Below are 21,938 nucleotides of genomic sequence, written 5' to 3' on the forward strand. Positions count from 1 at the left end.
CCCCGGCGGCCACGGCGCCTGAGCCGCGCTCCCCGCCCGGCGGCCACGGCGCCTGAGCCGCGCTCCCCGCCCGGCGGCCACGGCGCCTGAGCCGCGCTCCCCGCCCGGCGGCCACGGCGCCTGAGCCGCGTTCCCCCGCCCGCCGGCCACGGCGCCTGAACCGCGCCACGCCCCGCCCCCGGCGGCCCCGACGGCGCCGGCGACGGCTGGATCGCGCTCCCGCGTACGCCGCCGGGCGTGGGACTTCGCGGTGTCCCGCCGGCCCCCCGGTACCGCGGTCACCACATGTCGCAACCCTTCCCGGTACCCCTCCGAAGGTGCCCGTAACACGGAATTCACCTGCCCGCCGTCATATGCCGTGGCATGGCGACGCCCGTTCGAGGGCATAAGCCAGTCAGGTCGATGCCCGAACCCCGGGTGTCGGATCTCAGCGGACGGCACGGGGCCGTCCGCCCGGGAGGCCCTTTGCACCAGCCCGATCGTGCGGTCACAGCACGGACGAAGAGGCGGAGGGCCGGTTCTCGGCCCGCGCAGGGCGGCCGACGACCGGTCCAGCTCCACTCCGTCGCTCCCCGACCTCATCCGAGGGGGTACGTCCTTCCGTGGTGACCAGCACAAAGCGCCACAAGCCCGACCGGCGCACCTATGTTCTCGACACCAGCGTCCTGCTGGCCGACCCGAGCGCCCTGAGCCGCTTCGACGAGCACGAGGTCGTGCTTCCCATCGTCGTGGTGACGGAACTGGAGGCCAAGCGGAACCATCCCGAACTCGGCTACTTCGCCCGGCAGGCCCTGCGTCTGCTCGACGACTACCGGGTGCGGTACGGCCGCCTCGATGCCCCCATCCCGACCGGGGACCTCGGCGGAACCGTCCGTGTCGAGCTCAACCACTCGGACCCCAGCGTGCTGCCCAGCGGCTACCGCCTGGGGGACAACGACTCCCGGATCCTCGCGGTCGCCCGCAACCTCCAGGCCGAGGGGTTCGACGTCACCGTCGTGTCCAAGGACCTCCCGCTCAGGATCAAGGCGTCCTCCGTCGGGCTCCTCGCCGAGGAGTACCGCGCGGAACTCGCCATCACGGACTCCTCCGGCTGGACCGGCATGTCCGAGCTGACCCTGACCGGCGAACAGGTGGACATCCTCTTCGAGGAGGGGCACCTCCATGTCCCCGAGGCCGCCGACCTGCCGGTGCACACGGGCCTGATGATCCAGTCGGAGCGCGGCAAGGCGCTCGGGCGGGTCACGGCCGAGGGCAACGTCCGTGTCGTACGCGGGGACCGTGAGGCGTTCGGCATCAAGGGCCGCAGCGCCGAGCAGCGGATCGCGCTGGACCTGCTGCTCGACCCGGACGTCGGGATCGTGTCGATGGGCGGCCGGGCCGGCACCGGAAAGTCGGCGCTGGCGCTGTGCGCGGGTCTGGAGGCGGTGCTGGAGCGCCGTCAGCACCAGAAGGTGATGGTCTTCCGTCCGCTGTACGCGGTGGGCGGGCAGGAGCTCGGCTATCTGCCCGGCTCCGAGGCGGAGAAGATGAGCCCCTGGGCGCAGGCGGTGTTCGACACGCTGTCGGCGGTCACCAGCCGGGAGGTCATCGAGGAGGTCACCGCCCGCGGGATGCTGGAGGTGCTGCCGCTCACCCACATCCGCGGCCGCTCGCTGCACGACGCGTTCGTGATCGTCGACGAGGCGCAGTCGCTGGAACGGAACGTACTTCTCACCGTTCTGTCCCGTATCGGAGCCAATTCACGCGTGGTTCTCACGCACGACGTGGCCCAGCGGGACAATCTGCGGGTCGGCCGGTACGACGGAGTGGTCGCCGTCGTCGAGAAGCTGAAGGGGCATCCGCTTTTCGCACATGTGACCCTGACCCGGTCCGAGAGGTCGCAGATCGCTGCTCTTGTGACCGAAATGCTCGAAGACGGACACATCTGACCGTCCTGCCCTAAACGGGGGCGGTTACGCAGTAGTTGGCGCCGTCCGGAAAGGCGAAGAGCCTAGCCGGACGGCGCCTTCGCGTGTGGGCTTTCCTGTGAATCTCCCGCGTCAAACGGGATGTGAGCTTTCACACGCAACTCGGAATTGCCTTGCCCCGTCAAGTTGCGGCAGAGTCTCACTCCTGTCAGGCCCCGCATACGACACACCTGTACCCCCAGCGGTACGGCACCACTCACAGCACAGCGTCAACTGCATAGCGATGTCGTATGCCGCCCGCGCACCACGCGGCACTCCCGTGAGGGAGTTGCCCACCGGGCCCGTGCCTCCCGTGACCCCGCAGTTGGGGAGGCCAGCGTCAGGGGCACGATTGCGTCCGCGAGGGTCACCGAAGCGGGCGATGCTGGAAGGAAACCGTGTGAGCCGGATCTCGGTCCGGGGATTCGCAGTGGCCTCGGCCACGGCGGTCACCGCTGTCGGAAGCGTCGTCGGCGTTGCCTCGGGCAGCACCGCGCAGAACAACGACGCCGAAGCGACGGCAAGCGGCACCACGCTGCTCGCGGACATCCCCGCGGGCCAGCAGGCCCAGGTGCAGACCGCGTCGCTGACGCAGCAGGCCGACGCACAGGCCATCGCCGCCGACGCGAGCGCGAAGAAGGACGCCGAGGAGGCCGCCCGCAAGGCCGCCGCCGATACGGCCATCGCCAAGAAGGAAGCCGCCGAGAAGGCCGCCGCCAAGGCAGCCAAGGAGCGCGCGGAGGCCAAGGCAGCGGCCAGCCGCTCCAAGGACATCTCCGACTTCCCCGTCGCGACCTCCTACTCCATCGCGCAGATCCAGGCGATGGCGCGGCAGTTGGTGCCCGCGGGTCAGTTCCAGTGCTTCAGCAACATCGTGGACCACGAGTCCGACTGGAACTACAAGGCGGTCAACCCTTCTTCCGGGGCCTACGGCATGTTCCAGGCGCTGCCCGGTTCCAAGATGTCGTCCGTCGGTGCCGACTGGCGGACCAACCCGGCCACCCAGATCAAGTGGGGCCTGAACTACATGAACGACCGCTACGGCAGCCCGTGTGACGCCTGGTCGTTCTGGCAGGCCAACAACTGGTACTGAGCCCGCGGCCCTGAGCCGCAGCCATCCTCAGCGCGAGCCCCTCACCGTCGTACGGGTGAGGGGCTTGCGGCATGTACGGTCTTGACGGACGACTCTCCAGGGGGGAGTGGTGCGGAGAGACCGGGGGAGAAGGACGGATCATGTCGCGAGTGCCAGCGTGGCTCGGCCGGCTCGGTGCCGGACTGACCGAGATGAGCGAGCGGTGGAACGAACGCCGCGCCGAGGCCGAACGGGAGCGGGACGAGACCGAGTCCGGTACCTCGTCCGACGAACACGTGCCGCCGCCCCCGGACTACGCGCCCGACGTGCCCGCCCGGCCCGATCCCGCGCTGGCCGTGCCGTGGGGGGTGCGGGTCGCGGCGGAGGCCGGCTGGCGGCTGCTCGTCGTCGCGGGCACGCTGTGGGTGCTGATGCGGATCATCAGCGCCGTCCAGCTGGTGGTGCTGGCGTTCGTGAGCGCGCTGCTCATCACCGCGATCCTCCAGCCGACCGTGGCGCGGCTGCGCCGGCTCGGGGTGCCGCGCGGTCCCGCCACGGCGATGACCGCGATCCTCGGCTTCGTCGTCATGGGGCTGATCGGCTGGTTCGTGACCTGGCAGGTGATGGAGAACATCGACGACCTCTCGGGCCAGATTCAGGACGGCATCGACGAGTTGCGGAACTGGCTGCTGAACAGCCCCTTCCACGTCACGGACAAGCAGATCAACGAGATCGCCACGAACCTGCGGGAGGCGGTCGGCGCGAACACCGACCAGATCACCTCGGCGGGACTGGAGGGCGTGACGGTCGTCGTCGAGTCGCTGACGGGGATTCTGCTGGCGGTCTTCTCGACGCTGTTCCTGCTCTACGACGGCAAGCGGATCTGGGAGTGGACGCTGAAGCTGGTGCCGGCGGCGGCGCGGCCGGGCGTGGCGGGGGCCGGGCCGGCGGCGTGGCGGACGCTGACGGCGTATGTGCGCGGCACGGTGATCGTCGCGCTGATCGACGCGATCTTCATCGGGCTGGGGATCTACTTCCTCGATGTGCCGATGGCCGTGCCGCTGGCGGTGTTCATCTTCCTGTTCGCGTTCATCCCGCTGGTGGGCGCGGTGGTGTCCGGGGCGCTGGCGGTGGTGGTCGCGCTGGTCACCCAGGGGGTGTTCACGGCCGTCATGACGCTGGTGGTGGTGCTGGCGGTGCAGCAGATCGAGGGCCACATCCTGCAGCCGTTCATCCTGGGGCGGGCGGTGCGGGTGCATCCGCTGGCCGTGGTGCTGTCCGTGGCGTGCGGGGGGATGGTCGCCGGGATCGGGGGTGCGGTGGTGGCCGTGCCGTTGGTGGCCGTGACGAACACGGTCGTCGGGTATCTGCGGGCGTACTCCCGGAAGTCGGCGCTGCGGCATTCGGTCCGCCCGCGGGGCTCTACGCCGATGAGCGCGGAGCCCGAACGGCAGGCTGCGGCGGAGTAGTCCGGGTTCCCGACCGGCCTGCCTCGCACGGCAACAGGGCCCCGCCCACCGGTCAGGTGGGCGGGGCCCTGCGATGCGGGGCGTACGGCCGGGGGTTACTCGGCCAGTACCGCCTCGGCGTCCAGCGTCACGCCGACCGCCTGGATCACGGACGCGATCTTGAACGCCTCCTGGACGACCTCGCGGTCGAGGCCGGCCTTGCGCAGGACCTGCTCGTGGGAGTCCAGGCACATGCCGCAGCCGTTGATGGCGGAGACCGCGAAGGACCACAGCTCGAAGTCGACCTTGTCGACGCCCGGGTTGCCGATGACGTTCATCCGCAGGCCCGCGCGCAGGTTGCCGTACTCGTGGTCCGACAGCAGGTGCCGCGTGCGGTAGAAGACGTTGTTCATCGCCATCACCGCGGCGGCGGACTTGGCGGCCGTGTACGCCTCGGGCGACAGGTTGGCCTTCGCCTCCGGCTCCAGCTCGCGCAGCACGATCGGGGAGCGCGAGGCGATCGCGGTCGCGAGGACCGTGCCCCACAGCTGCTGGGCCGGCAGGTCCGAGTTGCCGATGACCGAGCCCAGGTTGAGCTTCAGGTCCTTGGCGTAGTCCGGTACGGCGGACTTGAGTGCGTCGAGGGACATGTCAGATCACTCTCCGGCGAGCAGCGCGACCGGGTCGAGGGTCTCGTCGCCCTTCGACCAGTTGCAGGGGCACAGCTCGTCCGTCTGGAGGGCGTCCAGGACCCGCAGGACCTCCTTCGGGTTACGGCCGACCGAACCCGCGGTCACCATCGAGAACTGGATCTCGTTGTTCTGGTCCACGATGAACACCGCGCGCTTGGCGAAGCCGTCCTCGTCCTCGATGCCGAGGTCGCGCATCAGCTCGTGCTTGGAGTCGGCCATCATCGGGAACGGCAGGTCACGCAGGTCGTCGTGGTCCTTGCGCCAGGCGTGGTGGACGAACTCGGAGTCGCCGGAGAAGCCGAGGACCTGGGCGTCGCGGTCGGCGAACTCGTCGTTCAGCTTGCCGAAGGCGGCGATCTCGGTCGGGCACACGAAGGTGAAGTCCTTGGGCCACGCGAAGACGACCTTCCACTGACCCTCGTAGGTCTTGTGGTTGATCTGCTGGAACTCCTTGCCCTTCTCCAGCGAGACGCAGGCGGTCAGATCGAACTCGGGGAACTTGTCACCGACAGTGAGCACACGCTCTCCTTGCAGCGAAGAAACACCCGGATTGCGGGTGTTTCCCATGGGTTGGACGTTATTGATGTTGGCACAGGGCTGATTGATTACGGAAATAGCTACACTCGGTCGGGTTGATCGGAGGTAGTTATCAGTGACTGTGGGTAATAAGCGCAGGCAGCCCAGCCTCGCCCAGCTGCGGGCCTTCGCAGCCGTCGCCGAGCACCTGCACTTCCGGGACGCGGCGGGGGCCATCGGCATGAGCCAGCCCGCCCTCTCGGGCGCCGTCTCGGCGCTGGAGGAGTCACTCGGAGTGACGCTCCTCGAGCGTACGACGCGCAAGGTGCTGCTCTCACCCGAGGGCGAGCGGATCGCCGTACGGGCCAAGGCGGTGCTGGCCGAGGTGGGTGCGCTCATGGAGGAGGCCGAGGCGGTGCGGGCCCCGTTCACGGGCGTGCTGCGGCTGGGGGTCATCCCGACCGTGGCGCCGTATCTGCTGCCCACCGTCCTGCGGCTCGTCCACGAACGGTATCCGCACCTCGACCTCCAGGTGCACGAGGAGCAGACCGCCAGCCTGCTCGACGGACTCACCAGCGGGCGGCTCGACCTGCTGCTGCTCGCCGTGCCGCTGGGCGTGCCGGGCGTCGCCGAACTGCCGCTGTTCGACGAGGACTTCGTGCTCGTCACCCCGCTCGACCACCCGCTCGGCGGAGGTGAGGGCATCCCGCGCGAGGCGCTGCGGGAGCTGAAGCTGCTGCTGCTGGACGAGGGGCACTGCCTGCGCGACCAGGCCCTCGACATCTGCCGGGAGGCCGGCCGCGAGGACGCGCCGGTGACCACGACCGCCGCCGGGCTGTCCACCCTGGTGCAGCTCGTCGCGGGCGGGCTCGGCGTCACGCTGCTGCCGCGCACCGCCCTCAAGGTCGAGATCTCGCGCAGCAGCCGGCTCCTCACCGGGTACTTCACCGACCCGGCCCCCACCCGCAGGGTCGCCTTGGCGATGCGGGCGGGGGCCGCGCGGGGCGCGGAGTACGAGGAGCTGGCGGCGGCTCTGCGGCAGGCGCTCCGGCCGCTGCCCGTACGGGTCCTCGACCAGGACGCCTGACGGCCCGGCGCAAAGATCCCGGGCGGCTACTCCGTGCGCAGCCCGTCCGGCCGCATCATCCTCAGCAGCGGCGGCAGGCTCAGCAGCGTCACGACCAGGACGACGCCCGCGCCGATGCCGGTCATCGACAGCACGCTCGGCCAGTCCACCCGGACGGACTGGTTCACCATCCGCAGCAGGACCGCGCCCAGGGCCATGCCCACCGTCGCGGCGAGCAGCAGGCCGAGCCCGATCGGGATGGCCGTCTGCCACAGCACCGACAGGCTGAGGGTGCGGCGCCGGGTGCCGAAGGCGACCAGGGACGACAGCAGCTTGCGGCGTTCGCGCAACTGCTCCAGCTGCGAGACCAGCAGACTCGCGCCGATCAGGGCCAGCACACACGCGGCGCCGACGGACAGGCCGGTGCGGATGGTGGCGTAGCGTGTGTTGCTCTCGGTGCTGTTCCAGGTCATCGGCTGCGCCGCCGGGTTGAGCCGCGCGGCCGTGTTGCGCACGTACTCGTACGCGTCCGGCACTGAGCGGTCCACGCTCAGGAAGAGACGTGCGGTGGTGGCCGCCGCGAGCTTCCCGGGCAGCGCGCCGGGGGTGACCAGAATGCCGCCGCGTTCGTACCCGGTGGGGTCCTCGCGGGGCTGTGCCTGCCGGATGCCCTGCGGCACGTTCCAGGAGACCCAGCGGTCGCCGGAGCGCGGGGTATCGGCCGGGTCGGCCCACAGGGTCGTTCCGGGCTTGGTCAGGTGGTCGCTCCCGCTGTCGTATGCGGAGCCCCTGACCGCGAAGACGTCACCGTCGCGGCAGGAGGGGAGCGTGGCCACCTCGCGCAGCGACACGCAGTCGGCCACGGTGACCTGAACATAGGATTCCGCCTCGCCGCGCCGGTCGCCGAGATGGACTGCGGACAGTGCGGAGACCTTGCGGACGCCCTCGGTGCCGCGGTACTCCCTGACCGTGGACGCGATGTCGGCGCTGCTCGTCACGTCCACGCTCATCTGGGCCCGGGACACGTCGTGCCGCGACGCGGCGGTGTAGTTGCCGTCCACTCCGGCGAACAGCATCTGCAGCGCGATGGCCCCGGCCACCGCCACCGCGATGCCGTTGACCATGCGGGCCGCCGCGCCACTGGTCGACTGGAGCCTGCGCACCGCCAGTTGCCAGGCGATCCCGCCGGAGCCGAGCCGGGCGACGACCCGCTCCACGATCCAGGGCAGCAGCGCGGTGACGCCGACGAGCAGGAGCATGACGCCGCCCACGACGAGGTACTGGTTGAAGGTCCCGCCGTCGTTGCCCTGCCCGACCATCGGGAAGAGCAGCGCGAGCCCGCCCAGCGGCAGCAGCAGCCGCCACCACAGCCGGCGCCGCGCGGGCTTGGCCGTACGCACCACGCCGAGCGGCTCGATGACCACCCCGCGCAGCGCGAGGAGCGTCACCAGCACCGCGGCCGTCGGGACCGCCACCGCGACCAGGGCCGCCAGCAGGGGGGAGGGGTTCAGATAGCTGGGGAACACGCTGACGTGGAACACCTCGAAGGAGGCCGCCAGTTGGCGTCCGAGCAGGAAGAACCCGGTGCCCAGGACGAGCCCCAGCACGGAGCCGGCGAGCGCCTCGCCGGCGGCGATCCGCCGGGTCATCGCGCTGTCGGAGCCGACCAGCCGCAGGGCCGCGAGCCTGCGGTCGCGCCGCTCGCCGCCGAACCGCACGGCCGCGGCGATGAACACGGCGACCGGCATCAGCAGCACCACGAAGACGACCAGGACCAGCAGGAGCAGCACCGGGTCCCAGGGATCGGAGGACCCGAGATCGTCGTTGCCGAAGCTGTCGATCCGGGCCCCGCTCGCGGGGCCCTCCAGCAGCTTCGCCAGCCCCTTGCCGCCCGCGAAGTAGGCGAGTTCCTGCGAGCCGACGAGCCCCTGTTCGCCGATGGTGCCCGTGATCCGGTAGTCCAGCCGCTCCCGCAGCAGCTTGCCGTCGTCGGAGGCGAGTAGCTCCTTCAGCGCGGGGGAGACGACCATCTCGCCCGCCGCCGGGAACTTCGCGACCCCCGGCGGCAGCGGAGCCCGCGGGCCCTCCGGCTCCAGCATGCGCCCGCGCACGTCCTGGTCGTGGAACACGGTGTCCGAGTCCAGGACGACCAGGGTGTCGTCGGCCTTCGGTATCTCCTGCTGGCTGAAGGTGTGGTCGCTGCGCGCCTCCTCGCGCCGGTCCCGTTCCGCCAGCGCGTTCGGGAGGGCGGTGGTGAGGAGCAGCAGCGCCACGCCGAGCCCGACGCCGACGGCCGTCAGCAGCGCCCGGATCCACCCCTCGCGTCCGCCCGCGAAGGCGAACCGGACCCCCATGGACAGATCCGCGGCCCACTGCCGTGCACTCATACGACGCGCTCCATGTCCCGGGACCTGCCGTCGCGTACGACGATCTCGCGGTCGGAGTACGCGGCCACCCGGGCCTCGTGCGTCACGAGCACCACGGCCGTGCTGGCGGACCGGGCGGCGTCCGTGAGCAGCTCCATCACGCGCTCGCCGTTGAAGGAGTCGAGCGCGCCGGTCGGCTCGTCGGCGAACACCACACGCGGGTTCGTCACCAGCGCCCGTGCGACGGCGACCCGCTGGCCCTGACCGCCGGACACCTCGCCGGGCCGTTTCTTGCGCAGCTCGTCGACCTCCAGCCGCTCCATCCACGCCAGCGCCGTCCGCTCGGCCTCCTTGCGGGACGACCCGCTCAGCCGCAGCGGGAGCGCCACGTTCTCCACACAGGTGAGTTCGGGCACGAGCTGCCCGAACTGGAACACGAACCCGAACTCCGAGCGCCTGAGCGCACTGCGCTCGGCGTCGCTCATCGCCGTCACCTCACGGCCGTTGTAGGTGATCGAGCCCGAGTCGGGCATGACGATCCCGGCGAGGCAGTGCAGCAGCGTCGACTTGCCCGACCCGGACGGCCCCATCACGGCGACGACCTCGCCCGGGTGGATGGAGAACTCGGCACCGTCGAGCGCGGTGGTCGGCCCGTACGCCTTGCGCAGGTCCTGGGCGGTGAGCAGCGAACCGGCGGGAGGGGTCACCGGGCCACCGCCTCACGGAGCTTGTCCAGCCGGGCCGCGGTCAGTTCCAGCCAGCGCAGGTCCGCCTCCAGGTGGAACAGGGCGTGGTCGCAGATCAGCTGGTCGGCCAGATCGCCCTTGCGCTTGCGGTCGGTGAGGATGCGCATGCTGCGCAGGTGCTCCGAGCGCTGCGTGTCGAGGATGTCGCCTGCGTCGCGGTGGGTGAGCAGCGCGAGGACGACCTTGGTGTAGAGGGCCGACTGGAGGTACGGCTCCGGCTTCTCCGGTGTCGCGAGCCACCGCTCGACGTCGGTGATGCCGGCCTCGGTGATCGCGTACCGCTTGCGCTCGGGACCGCCGCCGGCCTCGATGCCGTCGACCTCGACGAGCCCGTTCTTCAGCAGCCGGGACATCGTCGAGTAGACCTGGCCGTAATGCAGCGGCCGGTCGTGACCGAACTTCTCGTCGAAGGCCCGCTTCAGGTCGTAACCGTGGCGCGGGCCGGACTCCAGGAGCCCCAGGAGAGTGTGACCGATGGACATGCCGAGCACTCTACACACCGTGTATACGCCGGATGTATACGCGGAGTGTGCAGCTCCTGGCGGGCGGTATGGAGGCGCTGGTCGGCGGGTGTTGTCACGGTTGTGCAACACGCTATTGCTTCGAGTCCCCGGGCGGTCTGCCACGCCGGGGCAGCGGCCCGGCATCCCGCGGCAGCCGCCCCGCCTCGGCCAGCGCCTTCCGCAGCAGGAACTCGATCTGCGCGTTGGCCGACCGCAGTTCGTCCCCGGCCCACCGCACCAGCGCCTCGTACACCGCCGGGTCCAGCCGCAGCAGCACCTGCTTGCGCTGCTGCTGCGGCCGGCGCCGGGAACCCGGACCCTCGGGCGGCTCCGTCACTGGTACAGCGACCCGGTGTTGAGGACCGGCTGCGCGGCGCGGTCCCCGCACAGCACCACCATCAGGTTGGAGACCATCGTCGCCTTCCGCTCGGAGTCCAGCTCCACGATGTCCCGCTCGGTGATCCGGGCGATCGCGGCCTCCACCATGCCCACCGCACCGTCGACGATCTGCCGCCGGGCCGCGACGACCGCCCCGGCCTGCTGCCGCTGGAGCATCGCCGAGGCGATCTCGGGGGCGTAGGCGAGGTGCGTGAACCGCGACTCGATGATCTGCACCCCGGCCGCCTCCACGCGCGCGTGCAGTTCGACGGCGAGCTTCTCGGTGATCTCCTCGGCGTTGCCGCGCAGCGAGAGGCCGTCCTCCTCGTGGGCGTCGTAGGGGTACTCGATGGCGATGTGCCGCACGGCCGCCTCGGTCTGCGTGGAGACGAACTCGACGTAGTCGTCCACCTCGAAGACGGCCTGGGCGGTGTCCTCGACCCGCCACACCACGACCGCGGCGAGCTCGATCGGGTTGCCGTAGGCGTCGTTGACCTTCAGGACGGCCGTCTCGTGGTTGCGGACGCGCGTCGAGATCTTGGTGCGTGAGGTGAGCGGGTTCACCCAGCGCAGGCCGTCCTGCCGGATCGTCCCGCGGTAGCGGCCGAAGAGCTGGACGACCCGGGCCTCGCCGGGCGCCACCATGTTCAGCCCGCACATGGCCAGGAACGCCGCGAGCGCGACCAGGATGCCGCTGATGATCAGGGCCGCCTTGGCCCCGCCCCCGTCGACCGACGTGGCGGCCGCGATCAGGCCGGCGCCGGCCAGCAGACCGACCAGGCCGAGCAGCAGGGCGAGCCCGCCGCCGATGCTGTGCGCGGCGAACTCCCGCACGCGGGGCGCCGGCATCTCGGGCACGTCGGCGCCGACCTGCGGCTGGTGTGTGGACATGGGTGATCCCCCGTTCCTCCCGGGAAGCCACTCCTGCATAGCTTCCATCTATCTAAGTGTTATCACTTTTTCGCCTCCTGGCAACCCTGTGCGTGTCTCGAACGTCGGTTCCGTTGGGATGGGTGCTGATTGTCACGTCCGTAAAGGGCCGGATCGGCAGCCCTCCCTCTTATCTCCCGGTGTTAGCTTTCTGAGCTGACCTGAGCGGCGAACCTGTGTGACGTGTGAGCACAGACGGACGAAGCGGAGCGGATCGGACCCATGGGACGAGCGGAAGAAAGACGCGCCAGACAGCGCGGTGGGCGCCGGGCGGCACCCAAGCGCCGCCGTTCGTCGGCCGCGGCCGGGAAGAGCGGCATACGCAGGCTCTTCACCTGGAAGAAGCTCCTCGGCACCTTCTTCGGCCTGTGCCTGCTCGGTATGGGTGCCTTCATCGTGCTGTACATGATGATCGGCATCCCCGAGGGGAACGCCGACGCCAAGCGGCAGAGCAACATCTACAAGTACAGCGACGGCGCGATGATGGCCCGCGACGGCAAGGTCAACCGCGAGGTCGTCGATCTGTCCCGGGTCCCCAAGGGCGTGCGGCTCACCTTCGTCGCGGCCGAGAACAAGACCTTCTACAAGGACGCCGGCGTCGACATCAAGGGCACCGCCCGCGGCCTGTTCAACACACTCTCGGGCAGGGGCGCGCAGGGCGGTTCGACGATCACCCAGCAGTACGTCAAGAACTACTACCTGACGCAGGAACAGACCGTCTCCCGCAAGCTGAAGGAACTGGTCATCTCCCTGAAGCTGGACCGGGAGAAGTCCAAGGACTACATCCTCGCCGGCTACATCAACACCAGCTACTACGGCCGCAACGCCTACGGTATCCAGGCCGCCGCCCAGGCCTACTACCGCGAGGACGCCGAGAAGCTCACGGTCGCCCAGGGCGCCTACCTCGCCGCGCTGCTCCAGGCCCCGAGCCAGTACGACTGGGCGGTCGCCTCCCCGGCGGGTAAGAAGCTGGTGAAGGCCCGCTGGAACTACGTCCTGGACAACATGGTCGACGAGGGCTGGCTGAGCCAGTCCGAGCGCGCCGGCATGAAGTTCCCGGTGCCGAAGGAGCCCAGGCCCGCCCCCGGCATGGAGGGCCAGAAGGGCTACCTGGTCAACGCGGCCAACGCGGCACTGGAGAAGCAGCTCGTCGCCGAGGGCACCGCGAGCAACGCCAAGGAAGCCGAGGCGATGGTCAGCGCCGGTGGCTGGACCATCACGCTCAACATCGACAAGAAGAAGCAGGCGGCCCTGGAGAAGTCCGTCAAGCAGCAGCTGACCAGCAAACTCGACCCCAAGAAGCGCAAGGTCGACGGGGACGTCCAGGCCGGTGCCGCGTCCGTGAACCCGAAGACCGGCGCCGTGGTCGCGATGTACGGCGGCGTGGACTACTTCAAGCACTACACCAACAACGCCACCCGCACCGACTACCAGCCCGCCTCCACCTTCAAGCCGGTCATCCTCGCCGCGGCCCTGGACGAGCAGGCCAAGACGCAGGACGGCAAGCCGATCACCGCGAACACGATCTACGACGGCACGAGCAAGCGTCAGGTCGTGGACGACGGCACCAAGGTCGGCTTCGCCCCCGAGAACGAGGACGACGAGAACTACGGGAAGATCACCGTCCAGACGGCGATGAACAAGTCCGTCAACTCCGTCTTCGCGCAGATGGGCGTCGACGTCGGCATGACCAACGTGGTCGACGTCGCCGGCAAACTCGGCATGGACACCAAGAACATGGAGGCCGTGCCCGCCCAGACCCTGGGCAGCATGGGAGCGAGCCCCCTGGAGATGGCGGGTGTCTACGCCACCCTCGCCAACCACGGCAAGAAGGTCACCCCGGCCCTCGTGAAGTCCGCGGAGCACCTGAACCAGACGGTCACCATGCCCGACCCGGTCGGCGACCAGGCCGTCAGCCGCGAGGCCGCCGACTCCGTGACCTCGGTGCTGACCGGCGTGGTCGACGACGGTACGGCGCAGCAGTCCGTGCGGAACAACCCCCAGCGCGACGGCCAGCAGGTCGCGGGCAAGACGGGTACGTCCGACAACAACAAGTCGGCCTGGTTCACCGGCTACACGCCGAAGCTGGTCACCTCCGTCGGCCTGTTCGGCGAGGACGCCAAGACCCACGCCCAGGTCCCGATGTACAAGGCGGGCGGCGAGCCCCGGGTCAACGGCGGCGGCTTCCCCGCGGAGATCTGGGCGTCGTACACCTTCGGCGTGATGGGCGACGTCAGCAAGTTCGACCTGGACACCGAGCAGGGCGCGGCCGTCCAGCCGACGTGGACGCCGACGCCCACGCGTGAGCCGACCCAGGAGCCCACGCAGGAGCCGACGACCGAGGAGCCGTCGTCGTCACCGCCGCCGACGACTCAGGAGCCGAGCACCTCCCCGCCGCCGAGTCCGTCGACGACACCGTCCACCGTCACCCCGCCGACGGCCCCGGAGACGACACCGCCGAACGACGGCGGCGGCGACCCGTTCGACCCGGTCAAGCCGGGCAGCGGACAGAACCCGTAGCAGGAGACACGGCGAGGGGCGCCCGGCGGACACCGGGCGCCCCTCGGCTCGTTCCCACGGCCTCTCAGTTGCGGTTGAGCTCGAACCACACGACCTTGCCCGTGCTCAGCCGGGTCGCGCCCCAGCGCCGGGCCAGCCGGTTCACCAGGTACAGTCCGCGTCCGCCCTCGTCCGTGGCGCGGGCCTGCCGCAGGCGCGGCAGTTGCGGGACGTCGTCGCCCACTTCGCAGCGCAGGACGTCCGTGCGCAGCAGCCGGAGCGTGACCGGCCGGGACGCGTATCGCACGGCGTTCGTCACGACCTCGCTGACCAGCAGCTCCACCGAGTCGCTGAGCTCCTCCAGGCCCCAGCGCTGCAGCGCGCGCCGGGCCAGGCGGCGGGCCCGGCCGGGGGCGGCGTCCTCCGGCTCCAGGAACCAGTACGCCACATCGCTGGGCGCGATGCCGTCGAAGCGGGCGGCGAGCAGCGCGATGTCGTCGTCCCGGTCGCCCGGGCCGAGCATGTCGAGCACCTCGTCGCACAGGGCTTCCAGGGGCGGCGGGTGGTCCGGCCCGGTGAGCTGCGCGGTCGCGGCGAGCTTCTCGCGCAGCTGCTCGATGCCCGTCCACACATCGCGCAGCCGGGACTCGACCAGGCCGTCGGTGTACAGCAGCAGGGTCGCGCCGGCGGGCGCGTCCAGCTCCACGGCCTCGAAGTCGACGCCGCCGACGCCGATGGGGGCACCGGCCGGGACGCGCAGCACCTCGGCACGGCCGCCCAGGTGGAGCAGGACGGGCGGCGGGTGACCGGCGTTGGCGATGGTGATGCGGTGCGATACCGGGTCGTAGACCGCGTACAGGCAGGTCGCCATGCGGTCCACGCCGAGGCGCTGGGCCTGTTCGTCGAGGTGGTGCAGGACCTCCTGCGGCGGCAGGTCGAGACCGGCGAGGGTCTGGGCGGTGGTGCGCAGCTGGCCCATGATGGCGGCCGAGGTCATGGAGTGGCCCATGACGTCGCCGACGACCAGCGCGACCCGGCTGCCCGGCAGCGGGATCGCGTCGTACCAGTCGCCGCCGACCCGGGCGGTCTCCGCGGCCGGCAGGTAACGCGAGGCGAGCCGCACGCCCGTGGGGCGGGGCAGCGTCTCGGGCAGCATGGTGCGCTGGAGCTCGTCCGCGATGTAGGCCTCGCGGCCGTACAGCACGGCCTTGTCGATGCCCAGGGCGCTGTGCGTGGCGAGCTGTGCGGCCACCAGCAGGTCGTCCGGCTCGAAGGCGATGCGTTCGGGACGGCGCAGGAACAGGGCCGCACCGATGACCCGGCGCCGGCCGCGCAGCGGGGCGAGGATCGCGCGCTGTCCGTCCGGCACGGCGAACTCGCCGCCGTCCCCGAGCAGTTCGGGCAGCGCGGCGCGGGCCGCCGGAGCGTCCGTGAACACCGGACGCACGCCCCGCAGCACCTCGGCGAGCGCGCTGCCGGGCCGCACCTCGCACAGCTCGGCGCCGACCGTGTCCAGCTCGTTGGGCTCGGGCTGCGCGGCCGGCAGGAAGCCGTTCTCCGTGTCGCGCTCGGCCGGTATCCGGTCGGTGCGGCGCAGCCGCAGCACCAGCGGGCCGGTGGGCCGTTCGTCGCCGACGGGCAGCGGGTCGCGCAGATAGACCAGGATCGCGTCCGAGAACGTGGGCACGGTGGCCCGGCACAGCCCCATCACGATCTCGTCGAGATCGATGCCGCGGGCGATCCGCCGGGTGGCGGCGCCCACGAAGCGCAGCCGGTCGCCGTCCCGCCGCATCGGAGTGGGCCGGCCGGGCGGCAGGCTCTGGCCGCTGCGGCGTTCCTGCCCGTCGGGGCCGGGCGCCGGCCGGTCCTGTTCGTCGGCCGGCTGGACCGGAATGCCCTCGGGGGCGGGCCGCGGCCGAGGGGTGTCGCGCTCGGCGGTCTGCTCGGTACCCGGCTGGGAGTGCTCGGAGGCGGGGTCGCTCACGGTGTCCTTGCCCTTGCCGAACGGCGTGGAGGTGCCCGGCTCCGACGTGCCCGGCGTGGTGTGCGCCGTCGTGAGCGGAGCGGTGACGTCGCCGCCGCAGCGGCCCTGTACCGGTAAGGCGCCCGCACCGGGCGCACGCGCCGGTGTCGGGGTATGCAGGAGCGCCCCGCGGGGGTCCGCGGGGTCGACGCCCGGTTGTGGGCGTTCGAAGGAGGTCGGCTGCTCCGTCACGCGTGTCGCATCCATCCGTCCGGGGCTGCACGCCACAGGTGCAGGTGGTCCCGCCGAAACTCCGATACCCGGAAGACATGCCCCTGGAACGGAATTCCTGCGTGGTCAGAGGTTGTTCCTGTGCCACCGGCGGACCGTCTGCGGCCCTCAGGGGCCCTGCCGGTGTTGCCCTCGTACCCCTCGCTCACGTCCTGCCGCCCCTCGGTGACGATCGGTCAAGCCCAGCGCGTGCTCCGTCAGTTGCCGCCGCGCGCCCTTGCGGAGGACGATCCTACGTTTCTTGCCCGGGGGCGCATCAAGGGTCTCATGAGGACACATGCGCGGGCGTACGGTCCCAGTCCTCCGGCAGTGACGGTACCGTCCAGGACGGATCCGGGCGCCAGTGCTGCCAGCCTTCCGAGAACGGCGGCCCCCAGGCGCGGATCATTTCCACGGCGGCCCGCCCGGCCGCCCGGACCTTCTCGGCCTGCTGATCGTCCATCAGCCCGTCCCGCAGGGCCTGGGCGAACTCGTCCTCGTCGCGCCAGTGCCAGGTGCGGTCCGGGTGCACGGAGATGTCCAGGAAGTGGTCGACGGAGTCCACCCCGCCCTCCCAACGGGCCAGCGGCTCCTCCAGGTTCACGTACCAGTTCTTGAACCGCCAGCCCGGCTCCCAGAACAGCCACACCGACCAGGGCTCACCCGGCCGGGCCAGCTTCAGCACGCCCGTGCCGAACCAGCGGTCGCGCTGCACGGTCCGCGGCTTGGTGTAGCGGGACTCCAGCGGCTCCAGGTGCACGGGGGTGCCGTCGGCGAGCACGGGCCGCACGCACTCCGTGCCGGGGGCCAGCCAGACGGCGAGCAGCTCCGCGTCGTCCCGTACGACGGTGACCGGGCGCGCGATGTGGAAGCGCGCGCCGCCGTTCTCCCGGTACCGCCACAGGATCTCGCTCCCGGGCTCCCAGAAGCCTGCCGCACCACCCGTTTCCACGCGTCTCACCGCTCCACCGTCTGCCATGCACAGATATTAGGTGCCCTGGGCATACGACGCTGCGGCGCGTGTCACGGTTCACGCGCCGGGCGCGCCGGCCGACGAACCGTCACGGGTGTGTCATCCGCAGGACGTCCAGCGCCTCGTCGAGCTGCTCCAGCGTCAGGTCCCCGCGCTCCACGTACCCGCTGTCCAGGACGACCTGACGGATGGTCTTCCGCTCGGCCAGCGCCTTCTTGGCGACCTTGGCGGCCTCCTCGTAGCCGATGTACTTGTTGAGCGGCGTGACGACGGACGGTGAGGACTCGGCGTACTCCCGCGCCCGCTCGCGGTGGGCGGTGATGCCGTCGACGGTCCGGTCGGCGAGCAGGCGCGTGGCGCGCGCGAGCAGCCGGATCGACTCCAGGACGTTCTTCGCGATGACGGGCAGCATCACGTTGAGCTCGAAGTTCCCGGCGGCGCCCGCGGTGGCGACGGTGGCGTCGTTGCCCACGACCTGCGCGGCGACCATCAGCACGGCCTCCGGAATGACCGGATTGACCTTGCCGGGCATGATCGAGGAGCCGGGCTGGAGGTCGGGCAGGGCGATCTCGGCGAGGCCCGTGCGCGGCCCGGAGGACATCCACCGCAGGTCGTTGGCGATCTTCGTCAGTCCGACCGCGATGGTTCGCAGCTGCCCGCTGGTCTCGACGATGCCGTCCCGGGCGCCCTGCGCCTCGAAGTGGTCCCGGGCCTCGGTGAGGGGCAGCCCGGTGGTCCGGGCGACCTCCTCGATCACGGCGGCGGAGAAACCGGGCGGGGTGTTGATGCCGGTGCCGACGGCCGTACCGCCGAGGGGAAGTTCGGCGAGCCGGGGGAGGGACGCCTGAAGCCGCTCGATCCCGTACCGCACCTGGGCGGCGTACCCGCCGAACTCCTGCCCCAGCGTCACGGGCGTGGCGTCCATGAGATGGGTCCGCCCCGACTTCACGACATCGGAGAACTCCTCGGCCTTGCGCTCCAGGGAGGCGGCGAGATGGTCCAGGGCGGGGATCAGATCGCGTGTGACGGCGGCGGTGGCGGCGATGTGGATCGAGGACGGGAACACGTCGTTGGACGACTGGGAGGCGTTGACGTGGTCGTTGGGGTGCACGCTCTTGCCCAGCCGCTCGGTCGCGAGGGTGGCGATGACCTCGTTGGTGTTCATGTTGGACGAGGTCCCGGACCCGGTCTGGAACACATCGACGGGGAAGTGCGCGTCCCACGTCCCCTCGGCCACCTCCCCGGCGGCCTCCTGGATCGCACCGGCGACGTCCTCGTCCAGGACCCCCAGCTCGGCGTTGACCTTGGCCGCCGCCCCTTTGATCCGGGCCAGCGCCTCGATGTGCGCGCGCTCGATGCGCTGCCCGGAAACCGGGAAGTTCTCGACAGCACGCTGCGTCTGAGCCCGCCACTTGGCGTCGGCCGGGACACGTACTTCACCCATGGAGTCGTGCTCGATGCGGTATTCGTCGCTCATACCGGCTACAGCGATCGAGGCGGCGGTGATGTTCCTGGACGGGGCGAATGGGGGGCTGAGGACACGGGGGGCCGGGGCCCGAGGCAATCAGAGGGGCCAGGGCCCGAGGCCTATGAGATGCCGGAGGGCTGATGCCCGTGAGGGGCCGGGGGCTGAGGCTCGTGAGGGGCAGGGGGCCGAGGCTCATGAACGGGCCGGGGGCCGAGGCTCGTGAGGGGCCGGGGCTGAGGCTCTTGAATGGGCCGGGGGCCGAGGCTCATGAGAGGCCGGGGGCCGACGTTCATGAAGGGGCCCGGGGCCGATGCCCCCATGAGGTGCCGGAGGGCTGAGGCTCTTGAAGGGGCCGGGGTCCGATGCCCTTAGGGGTGCAGGGGACGTAGTCCCCGCGGTGGGCCCGGGGCTCTTGTCCGGCCGTGTCGGGTGGTGGGTGGGCGAAGGCCGGGGGTCCAGGGGGCGCAGCCCCCTGGCGGGGTCGAAGGGGCGGAGCCCCTGGGGACGGGACGGGTAGGGGCGGCGGGGGCGAAAACCACCCCCGCCGCACCCCGGGGCACTACGCCAGCCCCGGCCCCCGCACCGGAATGCTCGTGAACGTCGGCGCCGGCGCCGGGTCCTGGAAGAAGTCGTTGCCCTTGTCGTCGACGACGATGAACGCCGGGAAGTCCTCGACCTCGATCTTCCAGACGGCCTCCATGCCGAGCTCCTCGTACTCGACGACCTCGACCTTCTTGATGCAGTCCTGGGCGAGCCGGGCCGCCGGACCGCCGATGGAGCCCAGGTAGAAGCCGCCGTGCGACGCGCACGCGTCCGTGACCTGCTTGCTGCGGTTGCCCTTCGCCAGCATCACCTTCGAGCCGCCCGCCGCCTGGAACTGCTCGACGTAGCTGTCCATCCGGCCGGCCGTCGTCGGGCCGAAGGAGCCGGACGCGTAGCCCTCGGGCGTCTTGGCCGGGCCCGCGTAGTACACCGGGTGGTCTTTCAGGTACTGCGGCATCTCCTCGCCCGCGTCCAGCCGCTCCTTGATCTTGGCGTGCGCGATGTCACGGGCGACGACCAGCGGACCGGTCAGCGAGAGCCGGGTCTTGACCGGGTACTTCGTCAGCTCGGCCAGGATCGTGTCCATCGGCTGGTTGAGGTCGATCTCGACCACGTCACCGGCCTCGTCGAGCTGCTCGTCCGTGGTCTCCGGCAGGAACCGCGCCGGGTCCGTCTCCAGCTGCTCCAGGAAGACGCCCTCGGCCGTGATCTTCGCGACGGCCTGGCGGTCCGCGGAGCAGGACACGGCGATGGCGACGGGGCAGGAGGCGCCGTGCCGCGGCAGCCGGACCACGCGCACGTCGTGGCAGAAGTACTTCCCGCCGAACTGCGCCCCGATCCCGATCCGCTGCGTCAGCTCGAAGACCTTCTGCTCCAGCTCCTTGTCCCGGAAGCCGTGCCCGAGCTCCGAACCCTCCGCCGGGATCTCGTCCAGGTAGTGCGCGGAGGCGTACTTCGCGGTCTTCAGCGCGTACTCGGCGCTCGTGCCGCCGACCACGATCGCCAGGTGGTAGGGCGGGCAGGCCGCCGTACCCAGCGAGCGGATCTTCTCCTCCAGGAACTTCATCATGGAGGCCTCGTTCAGGACGGCCTTCGTCTCCTGGTAGAGGAACGACTTGTTGGCGGAGCCGCCGCCCTTCGCCATGAACAGGAACTTGTAGGCGCCGCCGTCGGTCGCGTACAGCTCGATCTGCGCGGGCAGGTTGGAGCCGGTGTTCTTCTCCTCCCACATGGTGAGCGGAGCCATCTGCGAGTAGCGCAGGTTGAGGTTCTGGTACGCGTCGTAGATGCCGCGGGACAGGGCCTCCTCGTCGCGGCCCGCCGTCAGCACGTTCTGGCCGCGCTTGCCCATCACGATCGCCGTGCCCGTGTCCTGGCACATCGGCAGCACGCCCGCCGCCGCGATGTTCGCGTTCTTCAGCAGGTCCAGCGCCACGAACTTGTCGTTGCCCGACGCCTCGGGGTCGTCGATGATGCGGCGCAGCTGCGCGAGGTGGGCCGGGCGCAGGTAGTGCTGGATGTCGTGGACGGCCTCCTCGGCGAGCTTGCGCAGCGCCTCCGGCTCCACCTTGAGGAAGGTCCGCCCGTCCGGCCCCTCGACCGTGGAGACGCCCTCGGAGGTCACCAGCCGGTACGGCGTGGTGTCCTCCCCTTGGGGAAGCAGATCGGTGTACGCGAACTCAGGCATCTCAGCCCATTCCTCACTCGACGGACGGCGGCCCGCCTCCTTTGGCGAGCGCCCACCAGACTAGAACCTGCCTCCGGCACCGGAGCCCCGAGGTAAGGCTCAGTTCGTCACACTCGGCCGCGACTTACAGGCGCCACGGGGGGTGTCGCGATCTATCGTGTTTGGGTACGCTGCTGCCGTGGACCTTCAGAAGCAGACCGCGCCCGCCGTCTCCGAGCTCCGTGCCTCCGACGCCGAGCGGGACCGCATCGCCGACATCCTGCGCGACGCCCTGGCCGAGGGCCGTCTCACCGCGGACGAGCACGCCGAGCGCGTCGAGGGGGTGCTGCGCGCCAAGACGGTCGGCGAACTGGACGTCTTCATACGGGATCTGCCGGCTGCCCACCGCCAGGGCCCCGGCCCTTCGCCGGCCCCGGCCCCGTATCGCCCCACGGCCGGCGCCATCCCGATCGACCCGGACGACAACGTGGTCGCGATCTTCAGCAGCGTCGTCCGCAAGGGCCGTTGGCGCACGGGCCGCCGTATCCACGCGTACGCGGTCTTCGGCAGTGTCGAGATAGACCTCAGCGAGGCGCTCTTCGATCACCAGCAGGTCATGATCAGGGCGTTCTCGGTCTTCGGCAGCGTCGAGATCCGCGTCCCGGAGAACGTGTCGCTGCGCGGCATGGGCGGCGGCGTGCTCGGCAGCTTCGAGGTGGACACGCTCGACTCGGGCGACCCGCAGGCCCCCGTCGTCTACGTCGACGGCTGGGCCGTCCTGGGGAGCGTCGAGGCGCGGCCCCGGCGCGGCAAGGTCGTCGCGGACATCCTCGACCGGGTGCAGCGCAAGGTCGACAAGGGTTTGCGCAAGCATCTGAATCATTGACAGTCGC

17 protein-coding genes are annotated in these 21,938 nt (G+C 70.7%); 6 read left to right on the top strand and 11 right to left on the bottom strand.

The window, feature by feature from the left end; genetic code table 11:
* Nucleotides 1–602 precede the first annotated feature (602 nt).
* From ACFZDA_RS22730 to ACFZDA_RS22740, 3 genes are all read left to right on the top strand, one after another.
* Nucleotides 603–1,928 carry a PhoH family protein gene (locus ACFZDA_RS22730; RefSeq protein WP_391084332.1) on the top strand — a complete coding sequence of 442 codons (1,326 nt, stop codon included), beginning with the start codon at nt 603–605 and terminating at the stop codon, nt 1,926–1,928.
* A 400-nt stretch (nt 1,929–2,328) separates the two neighbouring features.
* Nucleotides 2,329–3,039 carry a transglycosylase SLT domain-containing protein gene (locus tag ACFZDA_RS22735; protein ID WP_391084335.1) on the top strand — a complete coding sequence of 237 codons (711 nt, stop codon included), beginning with the start codon at nt 2,329–2,331 and terminating at the stop codon, nt 3,037–3,039.
* Nucleotides 3,040–3,179: 140 nt separating this feature from the next.
* Complete coding sequence (locus tag ACFZDA_RS22740) at nt 3,180–4,487, top strand: AI-2E family transporter (protein ID WP_391084338.1); 1,308 nt, start codon at nt 3,180–3,182, stop codon at nt 4,485–4,487.
* Between the two features lie 95 nt (nt 4,488–4,582).
* On the opposite strand, the gene ACFZDA_RS22745 is transcribed toward ACFZDA_RS22740, so the two are convergent.
* Together ACFZDA_RS22745 and ACFZDA_RS22750 are read right to left on the bottom strand one after the other, a co-directional pair.
* On the bottom strand, nt 4,583–5,116 hold the full coding sequence (locus ACFZDA_RS22745; protein ID WP_391084341.1) for a carboxymuconolactone decarboxylase family protein: 534 nt from the start codon (nt 5,114–5,116) through the stop codon (nt 4,583–4,585).
* Nucleotides 5,117–5,122: 6 nt separating this feature from the next.
* Nucleotides 5,123–5,677: a redoxin domain-containing protein gene (locus ACFZDA_RS22750; protein WP_391084344.1), complete on the bottom strand. Its 555-nt coding sequence runs from the start codon at nt 5,675–5,677 to the stop codon at nt 5,123–5,125.
* A 139-nt stretch (nt 5,678–5,816) separates the two neighbouring features.
* Here ACFZDA_RS22750 and ACFZDA_RS22755 point away from each other — a divergent pair, with 139 nt between their 5' ends.
* Nucleotides 5,817–6,761 carry a LysR substrate-binding domain-containing protein gene (locus ACFZDA_RS22755; RefSeq protein ID WP_391084631.1) on the top strand — a complete coding sequence of 315 codons (945 nt, stop codon included), beginning with the start codon at nt 5,817–5,819 and terminating at the stop codon, nt 6,759–6,761.
* A gap of 26 nt (nt 6,762–6,787) precedes the next feature.
* Here ACFZDA_RS22755 and ACFZDA_RS22760 read toward each other — a convergent pair whose 3' ends face one another.
* From ACFZDA_RS22760 to ACFZDA_RS22780, 5 genes are all read right to left on the bottom strand, one after another.
* Complete coding sequence (locus ACFZDA_RS22760) at nt 6,788–9,127, bottom strand: FtsX-like permease family protein (protein ID WP_391084347.1); 2,340 nt, start codon at nt 9,125–9,127, stop codon at nt 6,788–6,790.
* On the bottom strand, nt 9,124–9,813 hold the full coding sequence (locus ACFZDA_RS22765; RefSeq protein WP_391084350.1) for an ATP-binding cassette domain-containing protein: 690 nt from the start codon (nt 9,811–9,813) through the stop codon (nt 9,124–9,126). Before ACFZDA_RS22765 ends, ACFZDA_RS22760 begins: the two co-directional genes overlap by 4 nt.
* A complete protein-coding gene (locus tag ACFZDA_RS22770; RefSeq protein ID WP_391084353.1) occupies nt 9,810–10,334 on the bottom strand; it encodes a helix-turn-helix transcriptional regulator in 525 nt (174 codons plus the stop codon). The genes ACFZDA_RS22765 and ACFZDA_RS22770 overlap by 4 nt, the downstream gene beginning before the upstream one ends.
* 112 nt (nt 10,335–10,446) lie before the next feature.
* Nucleotides 10,447–10,692, bottom strand: coding sequence for a hypothetical protein (locus ACFZDA_RS22775; protein WP_391084355.1), 246 nt, complete (start codon nt 10,690–10,692; stop codon nt 10,447–10,449).
* Nucleotides 10,689–11,624 (bottom strand): SPFH domain-containing protein, encoded by a 936-nt coding sequence (locus ACFZDA_RS22780; RefSeq protein WP_391084358.1) that lies wholly within the window; start codon nt 11,622–11,624, stop codon nt 10,689–10,691. The genes ACFZDA_RS22775 and ACFZDA_RS22780 overlap by 4 nt, the downstream gene beginning before the upstream one ends.
* Before the next feature lie 261 nt (nt 11,625–11,885).
* Between ACFZDA_RS22780 and ACFZDA_RS22785 the strand changes: the two genes are divergently transcribed.
* Nucleotides 11,886–14,183, top strand: coding sequence for a transglycosylase domain-containing protein (locus tag ACFZDA_RS22785; RefSeq protein ID WP_391084361.1), 2,298 nt, complete (start codon nt 11,886–11,888; stop codon nt 14,181–14,183).
* A gap of 64 nt (nt 14,184–14,247) precedes the next feature.
* Here ACFZDA_RS22785 and ACFZDA_RS22790 read toward each other — a convergent pair whose 3' ends face one another.
* The 4 genes from ACFZDA_RS22790 to ACFZDA_RS22805 form a co-directional block, all read right to left on the bottom strand.
* Nucleotides 14,248–16,392, bottom strand: a complete 2,145-nt coding sequence (locus tag ACFZDA_RS22790) for a SpoIIE family protein phosphatase (protein WP_391084364.1) — start codon at nt 16,390–16,392, stop codon at nt 14,248–14,250.
* A 289-nt stretch (nt 16,393–16,681) separates the two neighbouring features.
* Entirely contained in the window at nt 16,682–17,374 is a 693-nt protein-coding gene (locus ACFZDA_RS22795; protein WP_391084367.1) for a DUF402 domain-containing protein, read from the bottom strand.
* Between the two features lie 82 nt (nt 17,375–17,456).
* Nucleotides 17,457–18,845, bottom strand: a complete 1,389-nt coding sequence (locus ACFZDA_RS22800; RefSeq protein WP_391084370.1) for an aspartate ammonia-lyase — start codon at nt 18,843–18,845, stop codon at nt 17,457–17,459.
* Between the two features lie 550 nt (nt 18,846–19,395).
* Complete coding sequence (locus ACFZDA_RS22805; protein WP_391084373.1) at nt 19,396–21,066, bottom strand: FumA C-terminus/TtdB family hydratase beta subunit; 1,671 nt, start codon at nt 21,064–21,066, stop codon at nt 19,396–19,398.
* A 178-nt stretch (nt 21,067–21,244) separates the two neighbouring features.
* On the opposite strand from ACFZDA_RS22805, the gene ACFZDA_RS22810 reads away from it, so the two are divergent.
* The gene (locus tag ACFZDA_RS22810; RefSeq protein ID WP_391084376.1) at nt 21,245–21,931 is read left to right on the top strand and encodes a DUF1707 domain-containing protein; all 687 of its coding nucleotides are present in this window, start codon (nt 21,245–21,247) and stop codon (nt 21,929–21,931) included.
* The last annotated feature ends 7 nt before the right edge of the window (nt 21,932–21,938 follow it).

The sequence above is a fragment of the Streptomyces sp. NPDC007991 genome (assembly GCF_042958445.1).
In the GTDB taxonomy this organism is placed as follows: Bacteria; Actinomycetota; Actinomycetes; order Streptomycetales; family Streptomycetaceae; genus Streptomyces.

Bases quoted from the DNA above. Each gene is read 5' to 3' on its own strand.
- ACFZDA_RS22805 (WP_391084373.1), bottom strand. From the start codon at position 21,066: ATGCCTGAGTTCGCGTACACCGATCTGCTTCCCCAAGGGGAGGACACC.
- ACFZDA_RS22740 (WP_391084338.1), top strand. From the start codon at position 3,180: ATGTCGCGAGTGCCAGCGTGGCTCGGCCGGCTCGGTGCCGGACTGACC.
- ACFZDA_RS22780 (WP_391084358.1), bottom strand. From the start codon at position 11,624: ATGTCCACACACCAGCCGCAGGTCGGCGCCGACGTGCCCGAGATGCCG.
- ACFZDA_RS22735 (WP_391084335.1), top strand. From the start codon at position 2,329: ATGCTGGAAGGAAACCGTGTGAGCCGGATCTCGGTCCGGGGATTCGCA.
- ACFZDA_RS22785 (WP_391084361.1), top strand. From the start codon at position 11,886: ATGGGACGAGCGGAAGAAAGACGCGCCAGACAGCGCGGTGGGCGCCGG.
- ACFZDA_RS22800 (WP_391084370.1), bottom strand. From the start codon at position 18,845: ATGAGCGACGAATACCGCATCGAGCACGACTCCATGGGTGAAGTACGT.
- ACFZDA_RS22790 (WP_391084364.1), bottom strand. From the start codon at position 16,392: ATGGATGCGACACGCGTGACGGAGCAGCCGACCTCCTTCGAACGCCCA.
- ACFZDA_RS22795 (WP_391084367.1), bottom strand. From the start codon at position 17,374: ATGGCAGACGGTGGAGCGGTGAGACGCGTGGAAACGGGTGGTGCGGCA.
- ACFZDA_RS22760 (WP_391084347.1), bottom strand. From the start codon at position 9,127: ATGAGTGCACGGCAGTGGGCCGCGGATCTGTCCATGGGGGTCCGGTTC.
- ACFZDA_RS22745 (WP_391084341.1), bottom strand. From the start codon at position 5,116: ATGTCCCTCGACGCACTCAAGTCCGCCGTACCGGACTACGCCAAGGAC.
- ACFZDA_RS22770 (WP_391084353.1), bottom strand. From the start codon at position 10,334: ATGTCCATCGGTCACACTCTCCTGGGGCTCCTGGAGTCCGGCCCGCGC.